Raw genomic sequence first — 16,590 nt, 5'->3', positions numbered from 1 at the left:
ATACAGAGGTGCATATGGTACTGAACGCCTTTGACCTTGCGGGCAAGGTCGCCATCGTGACGGGTTGTGATACCGGGCTGGGCCAGGGAATGACGTTAGGCCTTGCGCAGGCCGGGTGCGATATCGTCGGCGTGAATCGCCGGATCCCCCATGAAACCGCAGAAAAGGTCCAGGCGCTGGGCCGCCGCTTTACCGCTATCCAGGCCGATCTGAGCCGGCAGGATGAGATTGAAGACATAGTGACTCAGGCCGTGGCCGCCATGGGCCGGGTCGATATTCTGGTCAACAATGCGGGAACCATCCGTCGCGCCGATGCGCTCTCCTTTAGCGAAAAGGACTGGGACGACGTGATGAATCTGAATCTGAAGTCGGTGTTCTTCCTTTCGCAGGCGGTCGCCCGGCAGTTTATCCAGCAGGGTGACGGCGGGAAAATCGTGAACATTGCCTCAATGCTCTCGTTTCAGGGCGGTATTCGGGTGCCATCCTACACTGCGTCAAAAAGCGGCGTACTGGGCATCACCCGCCTGATGGCCAACGAATGGGCCGGGCATCGCATCAACGTTAACGCGATTGCGCCGGGGTATATGGCGACCAATAATACCCAACAGCTGCGCGATGACGCCGAGCGTAGCAAAGCGATCCTCGACCGTATTCCGGCCGGGCGCTGGGGGGTTGCGGATGATCTCCAGGGGCCGGTCGTCTTCCTCGCCTCCAGGGCGGCGGATTACATCAGCGGCTATACCCTGGCGGTGGATGGCGGCTGGCTGGCGCGCTGATGATTTTGTGACAAAGAGTTACACCGTCACCTCTTTCGCACACTGTATAAAAACCCTATACTGTATGAATTGACAGTTTAGGGTTTTTATCATGACGGCGGAAGGCCACCTCCTCTTTTCTATCGCCTGCGCGGTATTTGCGAAAAATGCGGAATTAACGCCCGTGCTGGCCCAGGGCGACTGGTGGCATATTGTTCCTTCCGCCATCCTGACCTGTCTGCTGCCGGATATCGATCACCCGAAGTCATTTCTCGGCCAGCGCTTAAGCTGGATATCAAAACCGATAGCGCGCGCCTTCGGCCATCGCGGCTTCACCCATAGCCTGCTGGTGGTTTTTGGCGCGGTCGCGATTTTCTCATTGAAAGTGCCGGAAAGCTGGATAGTTCCGGCAGATGCGGTTCAGGGTCTGGTTCTGGGCTATCTCAGCCATATTCTCGCCGACATGCTCACCCCAGCGGGCGTTCCGCTGCTCTGGCCCTGCCGCTGGCGTTTTCGTCTGCCCCTCCTCGCGCCGCGCAAGGGCAACCAGCTGGAGCGCGCGCTGTGCATGGCGCTGTTCATCTATGCCGTGTGGATGCCGCAAAACGTTGCCGAAAACAGCGCCGTTCGCTGGTCATCGGATATGATTAATTCGCTGCAAACTACCTTTAATCGCTTTATTAGCCACCAGTCTGGGCGATAAACCAGCGAATTAATCAATTAGTTATAATCAATTCCATTTGAATATAAGTAACGAATTACGCCTTCTGCTACCCTTGCCGTCATAAGAGTTGGTTATTGACCAACCTGGTTATAAAAGTTATCAGGAGAACGGGGATGAACTTTCCATTAATAGCGAACGTTGTCGTGTTCGCGGTTTTACTGTTGGCGCTGGCCCAAACCCGGCATAAACAGTGGAGCCTCGCTAAAAAAGTGCTGGTCGGTCTGGTTATCGGCGTGGTTTTCGGCCTGGCGCTACAGCTTATCTATGGTTCCGACAGCCAGGTGCTGAAGGACTCTATCCAGTGGTTCAATATCGTCGGTAACGGCTATGTTCAGCTGCTACAGATGATCGTCATGCCGCTGGTTTTCGCCTCGATTTTGAGCGCGGTGGCCCGTCTGCACAATGCTTCGCAGCTGGGTAAAATCAGCTTCCTCAGCATCGGTACCCTGCTGTTCACTACGCTGATTGCGGCGCTGGTCGGGGTACTGGTGACCAATATGTTTGGCCTCACCGCCGAAGGTCTGGTTCAGGGCAGCGCGGAAACCGCCCGCCTCAACGCCATTCAGAGCAACTACGCCGGTAAAGTCGCGGACCTGAGCGTCCCGCAGCTGATCCTCTCTTTTGTGCCGAAAAACCCGTTTGCCGATCTGACCGGCGCGAACCCGACGTCGATTATCAGCGTCGTTATCTTCGCTGCGTTCCTCGGCGTCGCGGCGCTGAAGCTGCTGAAAGATGACGTAGCGAAAGGCCAGCGCGTACTCACCGCCATCGACACGCTGCAGAGCTGGGTGATGAAGCTGGTACGCCTGGTGATGCAGTTAACGCCGTACGGCGTACTAGCGCTGATGACCAAGGTGGTTGCGGGCTCTAACCTGCAGGACATCATCAAGCTCGGCAGCTTCGTTATCGCCTCTTATATTGGTCTGGGCATCATGTTCGTGGTGCACGGTCTGCTGCTGGCGGTGAACGGCGTGAGCCCGCTGAAGTACTTCCGTAAAGTCTGGCCGGTGCTGACCTTCGCCTTTACCAGCCGCTCCAGCGCCGCGTCGATTCCGCTGAACGTGGAAGCGCAAACGCGTCGTCTGGGCGTGCCGGAGTCTATCGCCAGCTTCTCCGCCTCGTTCGGCGCCACCATCGGCCAGAACGGCTGCGCGGGTCTTTATCCGGCGATGCTGGCGGTAATGGTCGCGCCAACCGTCGGTATCAACCCGCTCGATCCGCTGTGGATTGCAACGCTGGTAGGCATCGTGACCGTCAGCTCCGCCGGCGTCGCGGGCGTAGGCGGCGGCGCGACCTTTGCCGCCCTGATCGTCCTGCCAGCGATGGGCCTGCCTGTCACGCTGGTGGCGCTGCTGATCTCGGTGGAGCCGCTCATCGATATGGGCCGTACCGCGCTGAACGTGAGCGGGTCTATGACCGCCGGCACCCTGACCAGCCAGTGGCTGCGTCAAACCGATAAAACTATTCTCGATAGCGAAGAAGATGCCGAGCTGGCGCACCGCTAAGCTGATGCCATCTTCAGGTTATCAAAACAAAAAACCGCTGAAATATCAGCGGTTTTTTTATTTCCCCTGCAGCCTCAGCCGTCAATTTCGCCTTCCTGCCTCATTTGCGTCGCCCAGCGCTGCGCCGCTTCCGGCACGTTAAACGGTGGGGAACGGCGAAAGTGTTCATCGATCAGCACAAAGGCAACGTACTTACCCCGCAGAGCCCAGACGTCGCGAAAACCATCCATTTTGACGGCGTGTTCCGGCGGCGCAGGCTCCACTCGAGGCACGTAGCTAATGACCTGACGATTTTGTTGGCGAAGTGGTTTCATCACAAATAGATTCACTAAACACAGCGGGAAACGGAAACCCTTATCATAGCCGAAAGCGCCCCCTTTCGTCGCCCCCTGCTTGCGGCCCTTTAGTAGCAAAACTCTTATAAAAATATGTTCTTGAAATGATGTTCTACAATTAGAAGGGTTTTGGTTTAGCAATGACCATTTTCAGTAATGAAAGCAGGAGCACGCAATGTCTGATAAACACCCTAACCCACAACCCCATCAATCACCGGTTCACGATGACCGGGAAGCAAAACCTGGTCTGGATGCCCTGGCCCCCGAAGACCAGAACTGGCGGCCCACGCCGCATCCCACCGCCCCAGGCGAAGAGCCGACCGCGCCGGGCAGTATGAAAGCCCCGGATACGCACAGCGAAAAGCTTGATGCCCTCGAAAAGCATCGCAAAGGCGGTGAGGATTTTGCCCTCACCACCAACCAGGGCGTTCGCATCGCTGACGATCAAAACTCGCTGCGCGCGGGTAAACGCGGCCCCACGCTGCTGGAAGATTTTATCCTGCGTGAAAAAATCACCCACTTCGACCACGAGCGCATTCCGGAAAGGATCGTCCATGCCCGCGGCTCCGCTGCGCACGGCTATTTCCAGGCGTACAGCGATTTAAGCGACATCACCAAAGCCGATTTCCTCTCCAGCCCGGAGAAAAAAACGCCGGTCTTCGTCCGCTTTTCAACCGTTCAGGGCGGCGCAGGCTCCGCCGATACGGTCCGCGACATCCGCGGTTTTGCCACCAAGTTTTATACCGACGAAGGGATTTTCGACCTGGTCGGCAACAATACGCCGATCTTTTTTATCCAGGATGCGCTCAAATTCCCTGATTTTGTTCATGCGGTGAAACCTGAGCCACACTGGGCCGTCCCGCAGGGGCAAAGCGCGCACGACACGTTCTGGGATTATGTCTCGCTACAGCCGGAAACGCTGCATAACGTGATGTGGGCAATGTCCGACCGCGGACTGCCCCGCAGCTACCGCACGATGGAGGGCTTCGGCATCCACACCTTCCGCCTGATTAACGCGCAAGGCAAAGCCACCTTCGTACGTTTTCACTGGAAGCCCGTGGCAGGCAAAGCGTCTCTGGTTTGGGACGAGTCGCAAAAGCTGACCGGTCGCGATCCTGATTTCCACCGCCGTGATTTATGGGAAGCAATTGAAGCCGGCGATTATCCTGAGTACGAACTGGGCTTACAGCTGATCCCGGAAGAGGACGAGTTTGCTTTTGATTTCGATCTGTTGGATCCCACCAAGCTGATTCCGGAAGCGCTGGTCCCGGTGCAGCGCGTCGGTAAGATGGTCCTCAATCGCAACCCGGATAACTTTTTTGCCGAAAACGAACAGGCGGCGTTCCATCCTGGGCATATCGTTCCGGGGATAGACTTCAGCAACGACCCGCTGCTTCAGGGCCGACTCTTCTCCTATACCGATACGCAGATTAGCCGCCTCGGCGGGCCGAATTTCCATGAAATCCCGATCAATAAGCCCACCTGCCCGTACCATAACTTCCAGCGCGACGGCATGCACCGGATGGATATTGATACCAACCCGGCAAACTACGAGCCCAACTCCATTAACGATAACTGGCCGCGGGAGACGCCGCCAGCCGCTAAACGCGGCGGCTTTGAATCCTATGCCGAGCGGGTTGACGGAGAAAAAATTCGCCAGCGCAGCCCCTCGTTTGGCGAGTACTACTCTCATCCCCTGCTGTTCTGGCGTAGCCAGACGCCTATTGAGCAGCAGCATATTATCGACGGCTTTAGTTTCGAACTGAGCAAGGTCGTCAGGGAGTGGATCCGCGAGCGGGTGGTCGATCAGCTGGCGCATATCGACCTGCAGCTGGCTCAGGCGGTGGGCAAAAATCTGGGGATTGAGCTCACCGACGAGCAGCGCAGCATCACCCCGCCGCCGGATGTTAACGGCCTGAAGAAAGATCCGACCTTAAGCCTGTACGCCATTCCCAGCGGCGACGTTAAAGGCCGGGTGGTAGCGGTACTGCTTAACGATCGGCCGGTCGCGAAAGAGCTGCTGGCGCTGCTGAAGACGCTGAAGGCGCACGGAGTACATGCCAAACTGCTCTATTCCCGAATGGGTAAAGTGAAGGCCGATGACGGTAGCGAGCTTCCGGTGGCCGGAACCTTTGCCGGGTCGCCCTCGTTAACCGTCGATGCGGTTATCGTTCCCGGCGGCGATCTGCAAAGCCTGAGCAACAACGGCGATTTCCACTATTACCTGCTGGAAGCCTACAAACACCTGAAACCGATTCTTCTGGCAGGCGATGCCCGGCAGTGCAAAGCGCCACTGCAGATTGCCAGCCAGGGTGAAGAAGGCGTTGTTGAGACGGATGCCATTGATAGCCAGGCGCTGGATGAACTGATTACCCTGATGGCGGCGCATCGGGTGTGGTCAAGAAGCGCCAAAATCGCCGCGATCCCGGCATAAAAAAGATGCCCGGCAGAAATGCCGGGCTTTTGACTTGCCTTTATACATCGCGATAGGTTCCGAGCCGGTAACCGCGCTCGGTAATCGCCGATTTTAGCGACTCGCTCGTCAGCACATCCAGCTCGGTCAGACGCGGATAGCAATAGGCGCTGCCCATAATCGTGTTATCCACGAACGCCGGATGGCACATTACCTCCAGCGACGTCTCACCGCGGCGGATAGAGGCATCCAGGGTTTGCAGAAACAGCGCTTCCGAAACCCCTTCCCCGTAAAACTCGCTGGCGAACCCTTCGCTGCTGCGCGCCGCATCCTGCGCCAGGCCTGACAGCGTCGCCAGCTGGCGGTCGATCCGCAGCGCCACGCCCTTCTCGCGGGCGAACGCCGCGACGATGGGGTAGATCTGCGCGATCATATGCACATGGTGATGGCTGTCGATATGCGTCGGTTCATGGCCAAACAGCTCGACAAAGCGCTGATACTGCTGCTCCAGTTCGTGGGCGATTTCGTCCAGCGGCAGGCTGTCCTCTTCCGCCATCTGCCAAATCCACTTACCGAGACGCCCTTCGCGGGTTAGCCCCGGCATCGCCGATAGCGGTTCGCCCAGCGTCAGGACAAAATGCATCCCCACCGCCAGTTCGGGGACGCAGCGGCTAAGCTGGGCAGCGTGGCTAATCGCCGCGCCGTTGACCAGCGCCGTCGTGGAGGTGACCACACCGTTCTTGCAAGCTTCGATAATGCCGTAGTTTTGCCCCCTGCTGAGGCCAAAATCATCAGCATTGACGATTAACACGCGTTCCATGAGCCGCTCCCGTTACTGTTTCAGTTTTTCGATAGTCGCCGCAAAGTTTGGCAGCCACTGCTCGTGCGCGAGGATCATCTCCCGCGCCAGCTTTTCAGCATCGCGATCGGAGTGGATCAGCGGGCTTAGATTAAGCGCCAGCAGCACATCGTCCAGTTTACCGCTGATAGCCGCTTCGCTTGCCGCGACTTCAAAACCTTTAATGGTGTAAATCAGACCCAGCACCTTCTCATCGAAGTGCGTAATGCGCGGCGTCGGTTTGGCGCCATCGCGACCCAGCGTACAGGTCATCTCTACCGCCCAGTCGGCCGGGATATTATCGACGTGGCCGTGATGCGGCACGTTAACGTAATGCTCGGCCTGCTTATCATTGTAAATGGCGTTAATCACTTCACAGGCGGCGTCGGAGTAATAGGCCCCGCCGCGCTGCTCCAGCTCTTTCGGTTTCACGTTCAGATCCGGATCCTTATAGAGCTCGAAAAGCTGTTTCTCAACTTTCTGCACTACCTGCGCGCGCGCGCCGCCTTTGTAGTACTCGCCCATTTCAATCGCCAGCATCTCTTTTGGCTTAAAGTAGTAGAGCAGATAGGAGCAAGGGATCAGGCGCAGCGACCGGAGCAGCCCTTCGCTAAACGGCAAATCAAAGATATTTTTCACCGAGTTTGCGCTCAATCGACCCGACGCTACGCCGTCAAGCAGCTCGTCAAAGCGTGAAACGCCGTTGACCAGCACATCGCGAACAAACACCAGATGGTTGAGACCAAACAGATCGATATTGAGCTCATCGCTCGGAGCCAGCTTCAGCACGTCGGTGATAAACATCTTCATGCCGATAGGAATATTGCACACGCCGATAAAGCGCTTAAAGCCGGTATGCCGATAAACCGCTTCGGTTACCATGCCCGCCGGGTTGGTAAAGTTAATCACCCAGGCGTTCGGACAGACTTCCTGAACATCTTTCACAATGTCAAAAATGACCGGAATGGTGCGCAGACCTTTAAACAATCCGCCCGCGCCGTTGGTTTCCTGGCCTAAATAGCCGTGGCTCAGCGGGATACGCTCGTCCTTCTCGCGCGCCTTAAGCTGGCCAACGCGCAGCTGGGTGGTGACGAAATCGGCGCCTTCCAGCGCCGCGCGGCGATCCAGGGTCTTGTAGACTTTCATCGGAACGCCGGCTTTTTCCACCATGCGCTGGCACAGCGCGTGGATAATATCGAGCTTTTCCTGCCCTTCAGCGACATCCACCAGCCACAGTTCGCTAATTGGCAGTTCATGATAACGCTTCAGGAATCCTTCCAGTAATTCCGGGGTATAGCTGCTGCCGCCGCCGATTGTCACTACTTTCAATTTCTGGCTCATTATTTTCTCCCTTGCGGATAGCGCATATGCGGCACCCGCTCTCCGCGTAAATACGGACAGTTAATTTGAATATTTAGACCGCGCGGACTATTCCGCGCCCGGTTAATTAATACTGGTGAGGTGTTTCCGATAGCTGCTGGGGGTAAAGGAAGTCAGCTTCTTGAATGTTTTAATAAACAGACTTGGGCTACTGTACCCCGACTCATAGGCGATATCGGTCACCGAGTAGTTGGTTATCTCTAACTGTTTCTTCGCGAAGTTGATGCGAATATCGTTAATCATCTGCATCGGCGTTTTGCCATAATATCGCTGGGTTGCGCGGGTTAAGTACTCCTGCGTTTTACCGGAAAGCTCAACCATATTTTCCAGCGCCCCCTCGCCAAATTTAAGCTTATCGTGCATACCCTCGACGGTATTTTTCAACCACTGCGGAATAACATCTTCGGTAGGCTCTTCACGATAGTGCCGCAAACGATTCAGGGTGTAAAAAGACACCAGTTCGATAAATTCGTCAAATTCAGTTTCGCGAAAATTCAGTGATGCAATAACCGACTCAATATAACTGAGAAAAGTACTTTTAACGGCATAGACCTGAGAGGCGACGAGACCAAACGGCAGCAGCGGCAGATAGTGTTTCTCAAAGAAACTTTTGCTGATACCGACGTTAAGAATGCGCGTCGCGCCAAATTCATAAAAACTCTGGTGATGCGACCCCATTGGGATAAAGACAAAATCCCCGCGCTCCAGCAGCACCCGTTTGCCATTAATAACCTGATAATAGCGCCCGGTTAAAACGATGGTGTATTCGTAGTAATCATGCTGGTGAAGCCCGCTTACGCTCTCCGTTTTGTTGTAGATGACCACATGAAAGTTCTTGCCGTTAAAGAGTTGTTGCTCCCGGGCGGTACTGATTTCAGTGGTCATCATCTTTGGCTGCCTCATCGTGTCGATGACCTATTGTACCTTCTCGTGCAGCTCAATCAATTCGGCAACCAGCTCACGAGCCAGCATTGAGGTCATCAGATGATCCTGCGCATGAACCAGCACCAGACTCACCTTCATTTTGCCCTCGCCCTCGTCGCTCTCAATCAGTTGCGTCTGGACAAGGTGCGCTTCGCTCAGCGCCATGCGCGACTGTTCCATCATCGCTTTGGCCGCCGCGAAATCTCCCTGCTTTGCCTGCTTAAGCGCGGCATAAGCCAGGCTACGCGCTTGTCCGGAGTTGATAATCAGCCCCATCACCACCTCTTCGAGGTCGTTAACCGCGCTCTCTTCTGCTGCGATGTTATCCAGATCAAACATAATGACTCCCTTATTTCCTGGACGGTACGGGAAACCTCCCGTACCGCTTAATATTAGAATTTCAGTGCGTTAGCGATATCTTCTTCGCTCTCTTCCTGCTCAATAACGCCCTGCGCTTTGTTAGAGATCACCACAAACGGCAGGTAGACCAGGGTGGATACGGCAAGGTTGAACAGGGCCAGCAGCAGGGCCGCGACGCTACCGTTGGTGTTAAAGAAGGCGCCTAAACCGGTCGGCATGGTCCACGGCGCGATATTGGTAATCGGCGGGATGATGCCCAGGGTGTAAGCCGTCATGGTGATAGCCGCCAGCAGAGGCTGAATCAGAATGAACGGGATAAACATCACCGGGTTCATAATAATCGGCAGGCCGAACAGGATGGGTTCGTTAATCTGGAAGATGCCTGACGGCAGCGCCAGTTTGGCCACCTGACGATGATCCTCACGACGTGAAGCGATAAAGATGGCGATGATTAAGCCCAGAGTCGCGCCGGTACCACCAAGGAAGATGTAGGAATCAAGCATCGGCTTGGCCCACATATGGAAGCTCTTACCCGCGGCCAGCGCGGCCTCGACGGAACCGTACTGCTGGTAGGTTGCGATGTTTTCCAGCGCCCACGGCGTCATGATCCCGCTATCCAGCGCCGACAGCGCCAGCGACCCGTGTACGCCGAAGAACCACAGCAGCGAGGTGAAAATAACGTATGCCCAGCCTACGACGGCGCCCATTGAGGCCAGCGGCGTGGAGATCGTGTCCATGATGATCTGGTGGAAGTTCGTCCCCCAGTGGGTCAACGCCCAGGAGATAATCCCCATTATCGAGAGGATAATGAATGCCGGGATAACCGCCGAGAATGAACGGGAAACCGAAGCCGGCACGCTGGACGGCAGCGTAATCACCCAATTGCGATGTACGATAAAGGTGAACATCTCGGCAACGACCAGACCGATCACAATACCGGAAATAATATTGGCGCCGCCTAACCAGTTAGCGCCAACGGCGTAGGCTTCACCGACGCTATAAGGCGTGACGGTCATAAATGCCGCCACGGCCAATAAACCGGCGGCCATCGGGTCCACTTTACGCTCTTCAGCTAACGCGGAACCGATGAAGAAAGGCGCCATTAGCGACATAATGCCGAGCGTACCGTTATAAACGTTACCGCCAATAGCTTTAAAACCGTTAAGCGTTTCTATGGTGGAGGCATCCAGACGGATACCCATTGAATAAAAGAAGGAGCCGTCACCGAAACTCAAAAATACGTTGTTAATTAAAACAAACATTGCCCCGGCTAGCGTCAATGGCATTAACTTAATAAAGCCGTTTTTAATTGCATTGACGTGGGGCTGCCTTCCTATTTTGACGGCAAAAGGAAGGAGTACCTTTTCAAGCGAGTCAATCACTTTACTCATAATAAATACCCTTTAAGGCCGCAATATAATCATTGCGGCAATGATAGATGAAATTACTCTTTGACGGGAAAATAAACTCTGGGTATTTCGGACAGCAAACAGCTAAAACACACCCTCACGAAATTTTAACCGCTGCTATCCGAAATATGTCGAGTTTTAAAATAAAAATTATTGTGCAGCAGCTTTCTTAATGGCCGCAACGGCCGCTTTCAGAACACCTAATCCATCGATCTTACCGTACAAAACAGAATCAATGACTTCTACGGGTTTATTGGGTAGTAAACGCTGAATATCCGGCAACATATAGGAAATTTGTGGGCCTAATAATACGACATCGGCATCAGGACCTTTTTCACCGGCCAGGGTCTCCGGAAATGCTTCAATAATCACCGGCACTTCATACTTCTCGGCCTGGGCGCGCATTTTCGATACCAGCAGTGATGTCGACATCCCAGCAGAACAGAACAGGTAGATATGTTTCTTTTCCATGAACGCTTCCTCAATTTGTGTGACCCGGTCCTCCCGGCATCATGGATGCCTGAGAGGCGGTAAGAGATGTTTCTTTGAATTAGTATTGTTTATGCATTGAGTATACGGCATCGTTCAGCGCCAGGATAATTCCTCCTTGAACAGAATTGTCTCTCATTGACCTCGCGTTTTGACTGCCTTCACATTTCCCTCAAATAATTCGCGCAATTAAATAAGCATCAGAGTTCACAAAAAAGCCCGACCAATGGTCGGGCTTACGTAGAAATCAGCGTTACGGCTGGGGTATTACTTACTGTTGCGCGGATCGGTATCGTACTCGGCGCAGGTCTGATAACCGGAATTTATCACGTGGCCAGTATCGTCCAGGGCGACAAAGTAGGTTTCAATTTTACCATCGCGTTGACCCAGGATGTATGTCTGGCAGGTACCGCGCGCGTGGATCATGGTAACTTCTGATGAAGGTTTACCGGCAATCTGCGCAACCTGGGCGCGGCTCATGCCTTTTTTAACGTCTTTGACCACCGGCTGAGTGAACTGATCTTTGGTACGGTCATAGGCCGTACAGCCTGCCAGCATGGTCAATACAGCTGCTGCGCCCAGAAATCCTGCAAAATGCTTGTTCATGTTCCGTCCTCTTTTTTTTGGCGTGTTAATAAGCCTGGAATAAATATCGTTATTTTTCAAGCCGAAGGTGGAAATGAAACGAAATTAAGAGCTTTCCAATAATAAATCCCCTCTTGTTGCGGTTGCCTGCTTTTGCTTCACTCAAAATTGTGATCCTTGTCGTTTTACCGGCAAAGAGGTAGGTTAAACCTCTGCTGATTGGCAAACAGATTTACTTCCCGGAGGGCGCAATGACGCTACAACAAGAGATTATTCAGGCGCTGGGCGCAAAACCCCAGATCGATGTCGAAGCCGAGATACGCCGCAGCGTAGATTTTTTGAAGTCCTACCTGCAAAAATACCCCTTTATTAAATCGCTGGTCCTCGGCATCAGCGGCGGCCAGGACTCTACGCTCACCGGTAAATTGTGTCAGTTGGCCATCAACGAACTGCGCGCCGAAACCGGCGACAGCAGCCTGCAGTTTATTGCCGTGCGCCTCCCGTACGGCGTGCAGGCGGATGAACAGGACTGCCAGGACGCTATCGCATTTATTCAGCCGGATCGCGTATTAACGGTCAATATTAAGGGCGCCGTGCTGGCCAGCGAGCAGGCGCTGCGCGAGGCCGGGATCGAACTTAGCGACTTTGTTCGCGGTAATGAAAAAGCCCGCGAACGCATGAAGGCGCAGTACAGCATCGCCGGAATGACCCACGGCGTAGTGGTAGGCACCGACCATGCGGCGGAAGCGATCACCGGGTTCTTCACCAAATACGGCGACGGCGGTACCGATATTAACCCCATCTTTCGCCTCAACAAACGCCAGGGCAAACAGCTGCTGGCCCATTTAGGCTGTCCGGAGCATCTGTATAAAAAGCTGCCGACCGCCGATCTGGAGGACGACCGCCCTTCACTGCCGGACGAAGTGGCGCTGGGCGTGACCTACGAAAATATCGATGACTATCTGGAAGGCAAAACGCTGGACGAGAAAATCGCGAAAACGATTGAGGGCTGGTATCTGAAAACCGAACATAAACGCAGACCGCCGATTACCGTCTTCGACGACTTCTGGAAAAAGTAATCCCCTTCTCCCCTCGCCCCGACGCCTCGGGGCGATTTTTTATCCTTTTCGCCTCTCCCTCCGGCTGCTATACTGGATAAATAAACAGCATCAGGAGCAAAAGTGGCAAGAAGGCAATCCGCCCCGCGTCTCGAATTTGAAGCGGCGGCAATTTATGCGTATCCCGAACATCTGCGTCCGTGGCTTGAGGCGCTGCCTAAACAGCCGGGCGTCTATCTCTTCCACGGCGAAAGCGACACCCTGCCGCTGTATATTGGTAAAAGCGTGAACATCCGCAGCCGGGTGCTGTCGCATCTGCGCACGCCCGACGAAGCGGCCATGCTGCGCCAGGCGCGGCGTATTACCTGGCAGCGGACGGCTGGCGAACTCGGCGCGCTGTTATTAGAAGCGCAGCTGATTAAAGAACAGCAGCCGCTATTCAATAAACGACTGCGGCAAAACAGGCAGCTGTGCTCATTACGCCTTGCTGACGACCGTCCTCAGGTGGTTTACGCCAGCGAGCTGGATTTCTCACAGCAAAGCGATCTCTATGGCCTGTTTGCAAATCGCCGCGCGGCGCTGCAGGCGCTGCAAAAAATCGCCGATGAGCATCGCCTTTGTTACGGATTAATGGGCCTTGAACCGCTCAACCGCGGGCGCGCCTGCTTTCGCTCCGCCCTGGGCCGCTGCGCGGGGGCCTGCTGCGGGAAAGAGAGCGTTGAAACGCACCATCAGCGGCTGCGCGAGAACATGCAAAAGATGCAGCTGGTGTGCTGGCCGTGGGCCGGAGCGATCGCGCTGGAAGAGAGCAGCGATGATATGACGCAATACCACATTATTCAAAACTGGCTGTGGCTCGGCGCGGTAGCGTCCCTGTCACAGGCATCATCGCTCACGCGCCTGTCGGCCAAATTTGACCATGACGGTTATAAAATATTGTGCAAGCCGCTGCTCAGCGGCCGCTATAAGCTCCATCCCCTGTGAAGCAAATGTAAGCCCCGATTCGCTATCGGGGCAATTACCAGCCGCCCCCGCCGCCCCCGCCCGAGCCGCCTCCGGATGAACCACCTCCAGAGGAACCGGATCCGCTATAACCTGAACCTGATGATGAACCGCTCCCTGAACCGCTATCCGGCGTTGACATAGAGGCGGTTCGGCAGGCTTCGCTGAAGTGTTCGACGCTTCCCCAGTCGGCGGCGGCAAACGCATGCGACATGGCGCCTGTACTACTCAGGTAGTGGGCAAAGGTATTTGCCCATGTTTTCCCTACGTCCAGCGCCAGGGCAACCGGCAGCAGCGCTTCAAAATGGGAAATCATCTGCTCAGGCGGATAGATAATCTGATAACGATGCTTTTCGGCGGTGCCCAGATAGAGCATCAATCCTTTCGCGATAGCCAGTTCATCAAGCCCGTGCTGCGTATAGCGAGGCGTTTTCCAGGCAACGAAAACGCACAGCGCGAACGCAGCCATAAGCGCGCCAATGTATCCTGACGGAAGCTGGGTGATGGGCAGTATACCAAAGAGAAAAATCCCGCCTCCCAGCGTCGCGAAGGGGCCGAAGAACGCCAATAAAAAGAGCGGTACCGGCCCCCAGGCACGCCACATTTCCCGCGGGCGGCATATAAAGCGCAGCAAACAGGTGAGCATCGCTCCGCCAATCAGCATAAAAACCGCGGCCGGTATCGTCAGCAGCGCGGCCTGCGTATTAACCCAAATGCCGCAAACCACCGGCACCAGCAGCGCGATATAGATGCAGCGCCGCAGCGGCTGCCCCCACTTGCGAAACACCTTAGTCCGCTGCGCCACACAACGTTTCTCCAGCTGTTCACGCGCGTTTTGCATGGGGCGTTGATGGGCCTTGCTGAGATCGATATTCTTTTGTTTATCTTTAAAAAGCGTGCTTAACAGCTTCAGGTCATCACTGTTTAATCGCCTGTTTCCCTCAACGGGCAAACGGGTTAACCGCTGTTTTACGCCGGAGTCAGCAAGCCACGGGTTATGAGTGTGATGACTGTCCCCGCTGACCGCCATTCCGCGTTTAGCCACCAGCGCTAATAAATCGCTACTAAAAGCCACATCATCATATTTACGCCGGGTGATAAAACGCAGGTATCCCGGAGACATGCCGGGGGGCAGCGAATAAAGCGCAACGACCGGCGGCATTTTTAGCCCGGTTTTGGTGACGTTTTTTCGCCACCACATCAGGTAATAAGCGGCCATAAGCAGCAAAGGTAGCCAGACCACGCCGGTTTTTAAGGTGGGGATAAGGAGATGTACCAGCGGCAAAGCGGCCTCCGGCGCCGGAGCGTCGGCAAGGATCGACCGAGGCTAGGTATAGACCACGGTCAGCCCCTCCCCCCGCGCCAAAGGCCGCAGGGTGCGGACGCTACCGTCAGGAAGAACTTGCGCATTGTGTTCTTTCGCCCCTGCGACACCGGTATAAACATCAAGCGATCGCAGTCTGGCGTCCTTAGCGTCAGCGTTGAGATTTCCAACGGCGTCCGGGAGTTCAAGATGAAAGCTGGCCTTGCTGATAGGCCACGCCCAGTCGTTGCCCGTCACGTTCCAGTAAAGCTCATCCCACTCGGGGAAGCGGCTGAAATGGTTGCTGATTTGATAGCGAATTTCGTAGTTATAGATCCCGGGTTTCAGGACCCGTTCGCCGCTGCCAATGCGTACCGTCAGTTTTTTTTCTGCTTCGTCAAGGCTAAAAGGCTCAGGCACGCCATCGCGCGACACCGACTCGATCGCGTAATACACGCGAAAGATCTTGCCGTCCTGACGGTTCCAGGTCAGCGGCAGCGTACGGAAAATCCCCCGCCGAATCTGCCTGCCCAGAGAAAGTACTTTGATATTTTCTCGCATCTCCATACTACCGTCCGGGTTAAAGCGCGCCCGAGCATCGAAAGAGAGGATATGTTCATACGCTGGAATAGCGTCAGCGGGAAGCTGGGAGGCATCCTTGATGATGATCATGTCGTCGGCGGCAAAAGCCGCACTGATGTTCAAAAGCAGCAGCAGGACGAGGGTGCGCCCCCCCTGAAAAAGTAAATTCGCCATTTAATCACGCCATCCGTGGTGATTTAGCTTCTTCCGGTGAGTCCAGTTCAAAGAAAGCTTCTGCTTTAAAATTAAATAACCGCGCCAGCAGCAGGCTAGGGAAAGACTCGACCAGAATATTGAAATCGCGCACCGTGCCATTGAAGTAGCGGCGAGCCATCTGCAGCTGCTCTTCTATTTCATTGAGCGATTGTTGTAAGGCAAGGTAGTTTTCGCTGGCTTTAAGTTCCGGGTACGCTTCGCCAAGCGCGAAAACGCGCCCTAGCGTGCCAGAGTACTGGCGCTCGTTGTCGGCGATCTGTCGGGTACTGCCGACCAGTTCGCCACGCTGGCGGGAAATCTCTTCCAGCAGTTCTTTTTCATGCTGCGCGTAGCGTTTCACCAGGCTCAGCAGATTCGGCGCCAGGTCGTGGCGACGCTTAAGCTGTACGGCAATGCCGCTCCAGGCTTCGTCTTTGAAACGTCGCAGGGAGATAAAGCGGTTATAGGTCATTACGACCCAGATGAGGACGACAACGAGGACGGCGAGGCCGATATACATTTCCATATGCAAGATCCATGAGCAGAATAGGCTTTACACCAGGACACTTGAGTCCGTGGCGATCGTTAAGGCATTCATACTGGCACATTCGCCCCTGCCGGGTAAATCAGGTTTCACGATGGATTTTTAGCAGACAAAGAAAAAACCGCCGGCCCTGCCCAAAGCCTGTTGGCGTTATTGGGCAAGACCGGCGGTCTTAAGTCAGCGCGCTGA

General features: G+C 54.9%; 15 protein-coding genes and 1 pseudogene. 6 read left to right on the top strand and 10 right to left on the bottom strand.

From position 1 onward, the window contains the following. Window positions 1-14: 14 nt before the first annotated feature. The 3 genes from kduD (at window position 15) to CMQ96_RS20650 (ending at window position 2,984) form a co-directional block, all read left to right on the top strand. Window positions 15-776, top strand: coding sequence for a 2-dehydro-3-deoxy-D-gluconate 5-dehydrogenase KduD (gene kduD / locus CMQ96_RS20660; RefSeq protein ID WP_004121311.1), 762 nt, complete (start codon window positions 15-17; stop codon window positions 774-776). Between the two features lie 91 nt (window positions 777-867). Further along, on the top strand, window positions 868-1,458 hold the full coding sequence (locus CMQ96_RS20655; RefSeq protein ID WP_004138197.1) for a metal-dependent hydrolase: 591 nt from the start codon (window positions 868-870) through the stop codon (window positions 1,456-1,458). Window positions 1,459-1,592: 134 nt separating this feature from the next. Continuing rightward, window positions 1,593-2,984, top strand: coding sequence for an L-cystine transporter (locus tag CMQ96_RS20650; RefSeq protein WP_004138198.1), 1,392 nt, complete (start codon window positions 1,593-1,595; stop codon window positions 2,982-2,984). A 74-nt stretch (window positions 2,985-3,058) separates the two neighbouring features. Here CMQ96_RS20650 and cedA read toward each other — a convergent pair whose 3' ends face one another. Beyond that, window positions 3,059-3,298, bottom strand: a complete 240-nt coding sequence (gene cedA / locus CMQ96_RS20645) for a cell division activator CedA (RefSeq protein WP_024359440.1) — start codon at window positions 3,296-3,298, stop codon at window positions 3,059-3,061. A 196-nt stretch (window positions 3,299-3,494) separates the two neighbouring features. On the opposite strand from cedA, the gene katE reads away from it, so the two are divergent. After that, window positions 3,495-5,753, top strand: coding sequence for a catalase HPII (katE, locus tag CMQ96_RS20640; RefSeq protein ID WP_024359441.1), 2,259 nt, complete (start codon window positions 3,495-3,497; stop codon window positions 5,751-5,753). A 40-nt stretch (window positions 5,754-5,793) separates the two neighbouring features. On the opposite strand, the gene chbG is transcribed toward katE, so the two are convergent. From chbG to osmE, 7 genes are all read right to left on the bottom strand, one after another. Beyond that, a complete protein-coding gene (gene chbG / locus CMQ96_RS20635) occupies window positions 5,794-6,552 on the bottom strand; it encodes a chitin disaccharide deacetylase (RefSeq protein ID WP_004138201.1) in 759 nt (252 codons plus the stop codon). Window positions 6,553-6,564: 12 nt separating this feature from the next. Next, window positions 6,565-7,911: a 6-phospho-beta-glucosidase gene (locus tag CMQ96_RS20630; protein WP_004138202.1), complete on the bottom strand. Its 1,347-nt coding sequence runs from the start codon at window positions 7,909-7,911 to the stop codon at window positions 6,565-6,567. A gap of 102 nt (window positions 7,912-8,013) precedes the next feature. Beyond that, window positions 8,014-8,853, bottom strand: a complete 840-nt coding sequence (gene chbR / locus CMQ96_RS20625) for a transcriptional regulator ChbR (protein WP_029669837.1) — start codon at window positions 8,851-8,853, stop codon at window positions 8,014-8,016. Between the two features lie 12 nt (window positions 8,854-8,865). Next, window positions 8,866-9,213 carry a PTS N,N'-diacetylchitobiose transporter subunit IIA gene (chbA, locus tag CMQ96_RS20620; RefSeq protein WP_004138207.1) on the bottom strand — a complete coding sequence of 116 codons (348 nt, stop codon included), beginning with the start codon at window positions 9,211-9,213 and terminating at the stop codon, window positions 8,866-8,868. 53 nt (window positions 9,214-9,266) lie between these two features. Next, entirely contained in the window at window positions 9,267-10,625 is a 1,359-nt protein-coding gene (gene chbC / locus CMQ96_RS20615) for a PTS N,N'-diacetylchitobiose transporter subunit IIC (protein ID WP_004121341.1), read from the bottom strand. 168 nt (window positions 10,626-10,793) lie between these two features. Next, window positions 10,794-11,114 carry a PTS N,N'-diacetylchitobiose transporter subunit IIB gene (chbB, locus tag CMQ96_RS20610; RefSeq protein ID WP_004101340.1) on the bottom strand — a complete coding sequence of 107 codons (321 nt, stop codon included), beginning with the start codon at window positions 11,112-11,114 and terminating at the stop codon, window positions 10,794-10,796. 285 nt (window positions 11,115-11,399) lie between these two features. Beyond that, on the bottom strand, window positions 11,400-11,738 hold the full coding sequence (osmE, locus tag CMQ96_RS20605) for an osmotically-inducible lipoprotein OsmE (protein ID WP_004121344.1): 339 nt from the start codon (window positions 11,736-11,738) through the stop codon (window positions 11,400-11,402). Window positions 11,739-11,968: 230 nt separating this feature from the next. On the opposite strand from osmE, the gene nadE reads away from it, so the two are divergent. Further along, window positions 11,969-12,796, top strand: a complete 828-nt coding sequence (gene nadE / locus CMQ96_RS20600; RefSeq protein WP_024359442.1) for an ammonia-dependent NAD(+) synthetase — start codon at window positions 11,969-11,971, stop codon at window positions 12,794-12,796. Between the two features lie 102 nt (window positions 12,797-12,898). Beyond that, window positions 12,899-13,759, top strand: coding sequence for an excinuclease Cho (gene cho, locus CMQ96_RS20595; RefSeq protein ID WP_004138213.1), 861 nt, complete (start codon window positions 12,899-12,901; stop codon window positions 13,757-13,759). Between the two features lie 34 nt (window positions 13,760-13,793). On the opposite strand, the pseudogene CMQ96_RS20590 reads toward cho, so the two are convergent. Then, a pseudogene (locus tag CMQ96_RS20590) lies at window positions 13,794-15,836 on the bottom strand (DUF2207 domain-containing protein). Window positions 15,837-15,840: 4 nt separating this feature from the next. Then, a complete protein-coding gene (locus CMQ96_RS20585) occupies window positions 15,841-16,383 on the bottom strand; it encodes a LemA family protein (protein WP_004138218.1) in 543 nt (180 codons plus the stop codon). Window positions 16,384-16,590 lie beyond the last annotated feature (207 nt).

The organism is Klebsiella sp. MBT K-1 (assembly GCF_002556465.1).
Classification (GTDB): Bacteria; Pseudomonadota; Gammaproteobacteria; order Enterobacterales; family Enterobacteriaceae; genus Klebsiella; species Klebsiella grimontii.
This window is presented reverse-complemented; position numbering and strand designations above follow the sequence as displayed.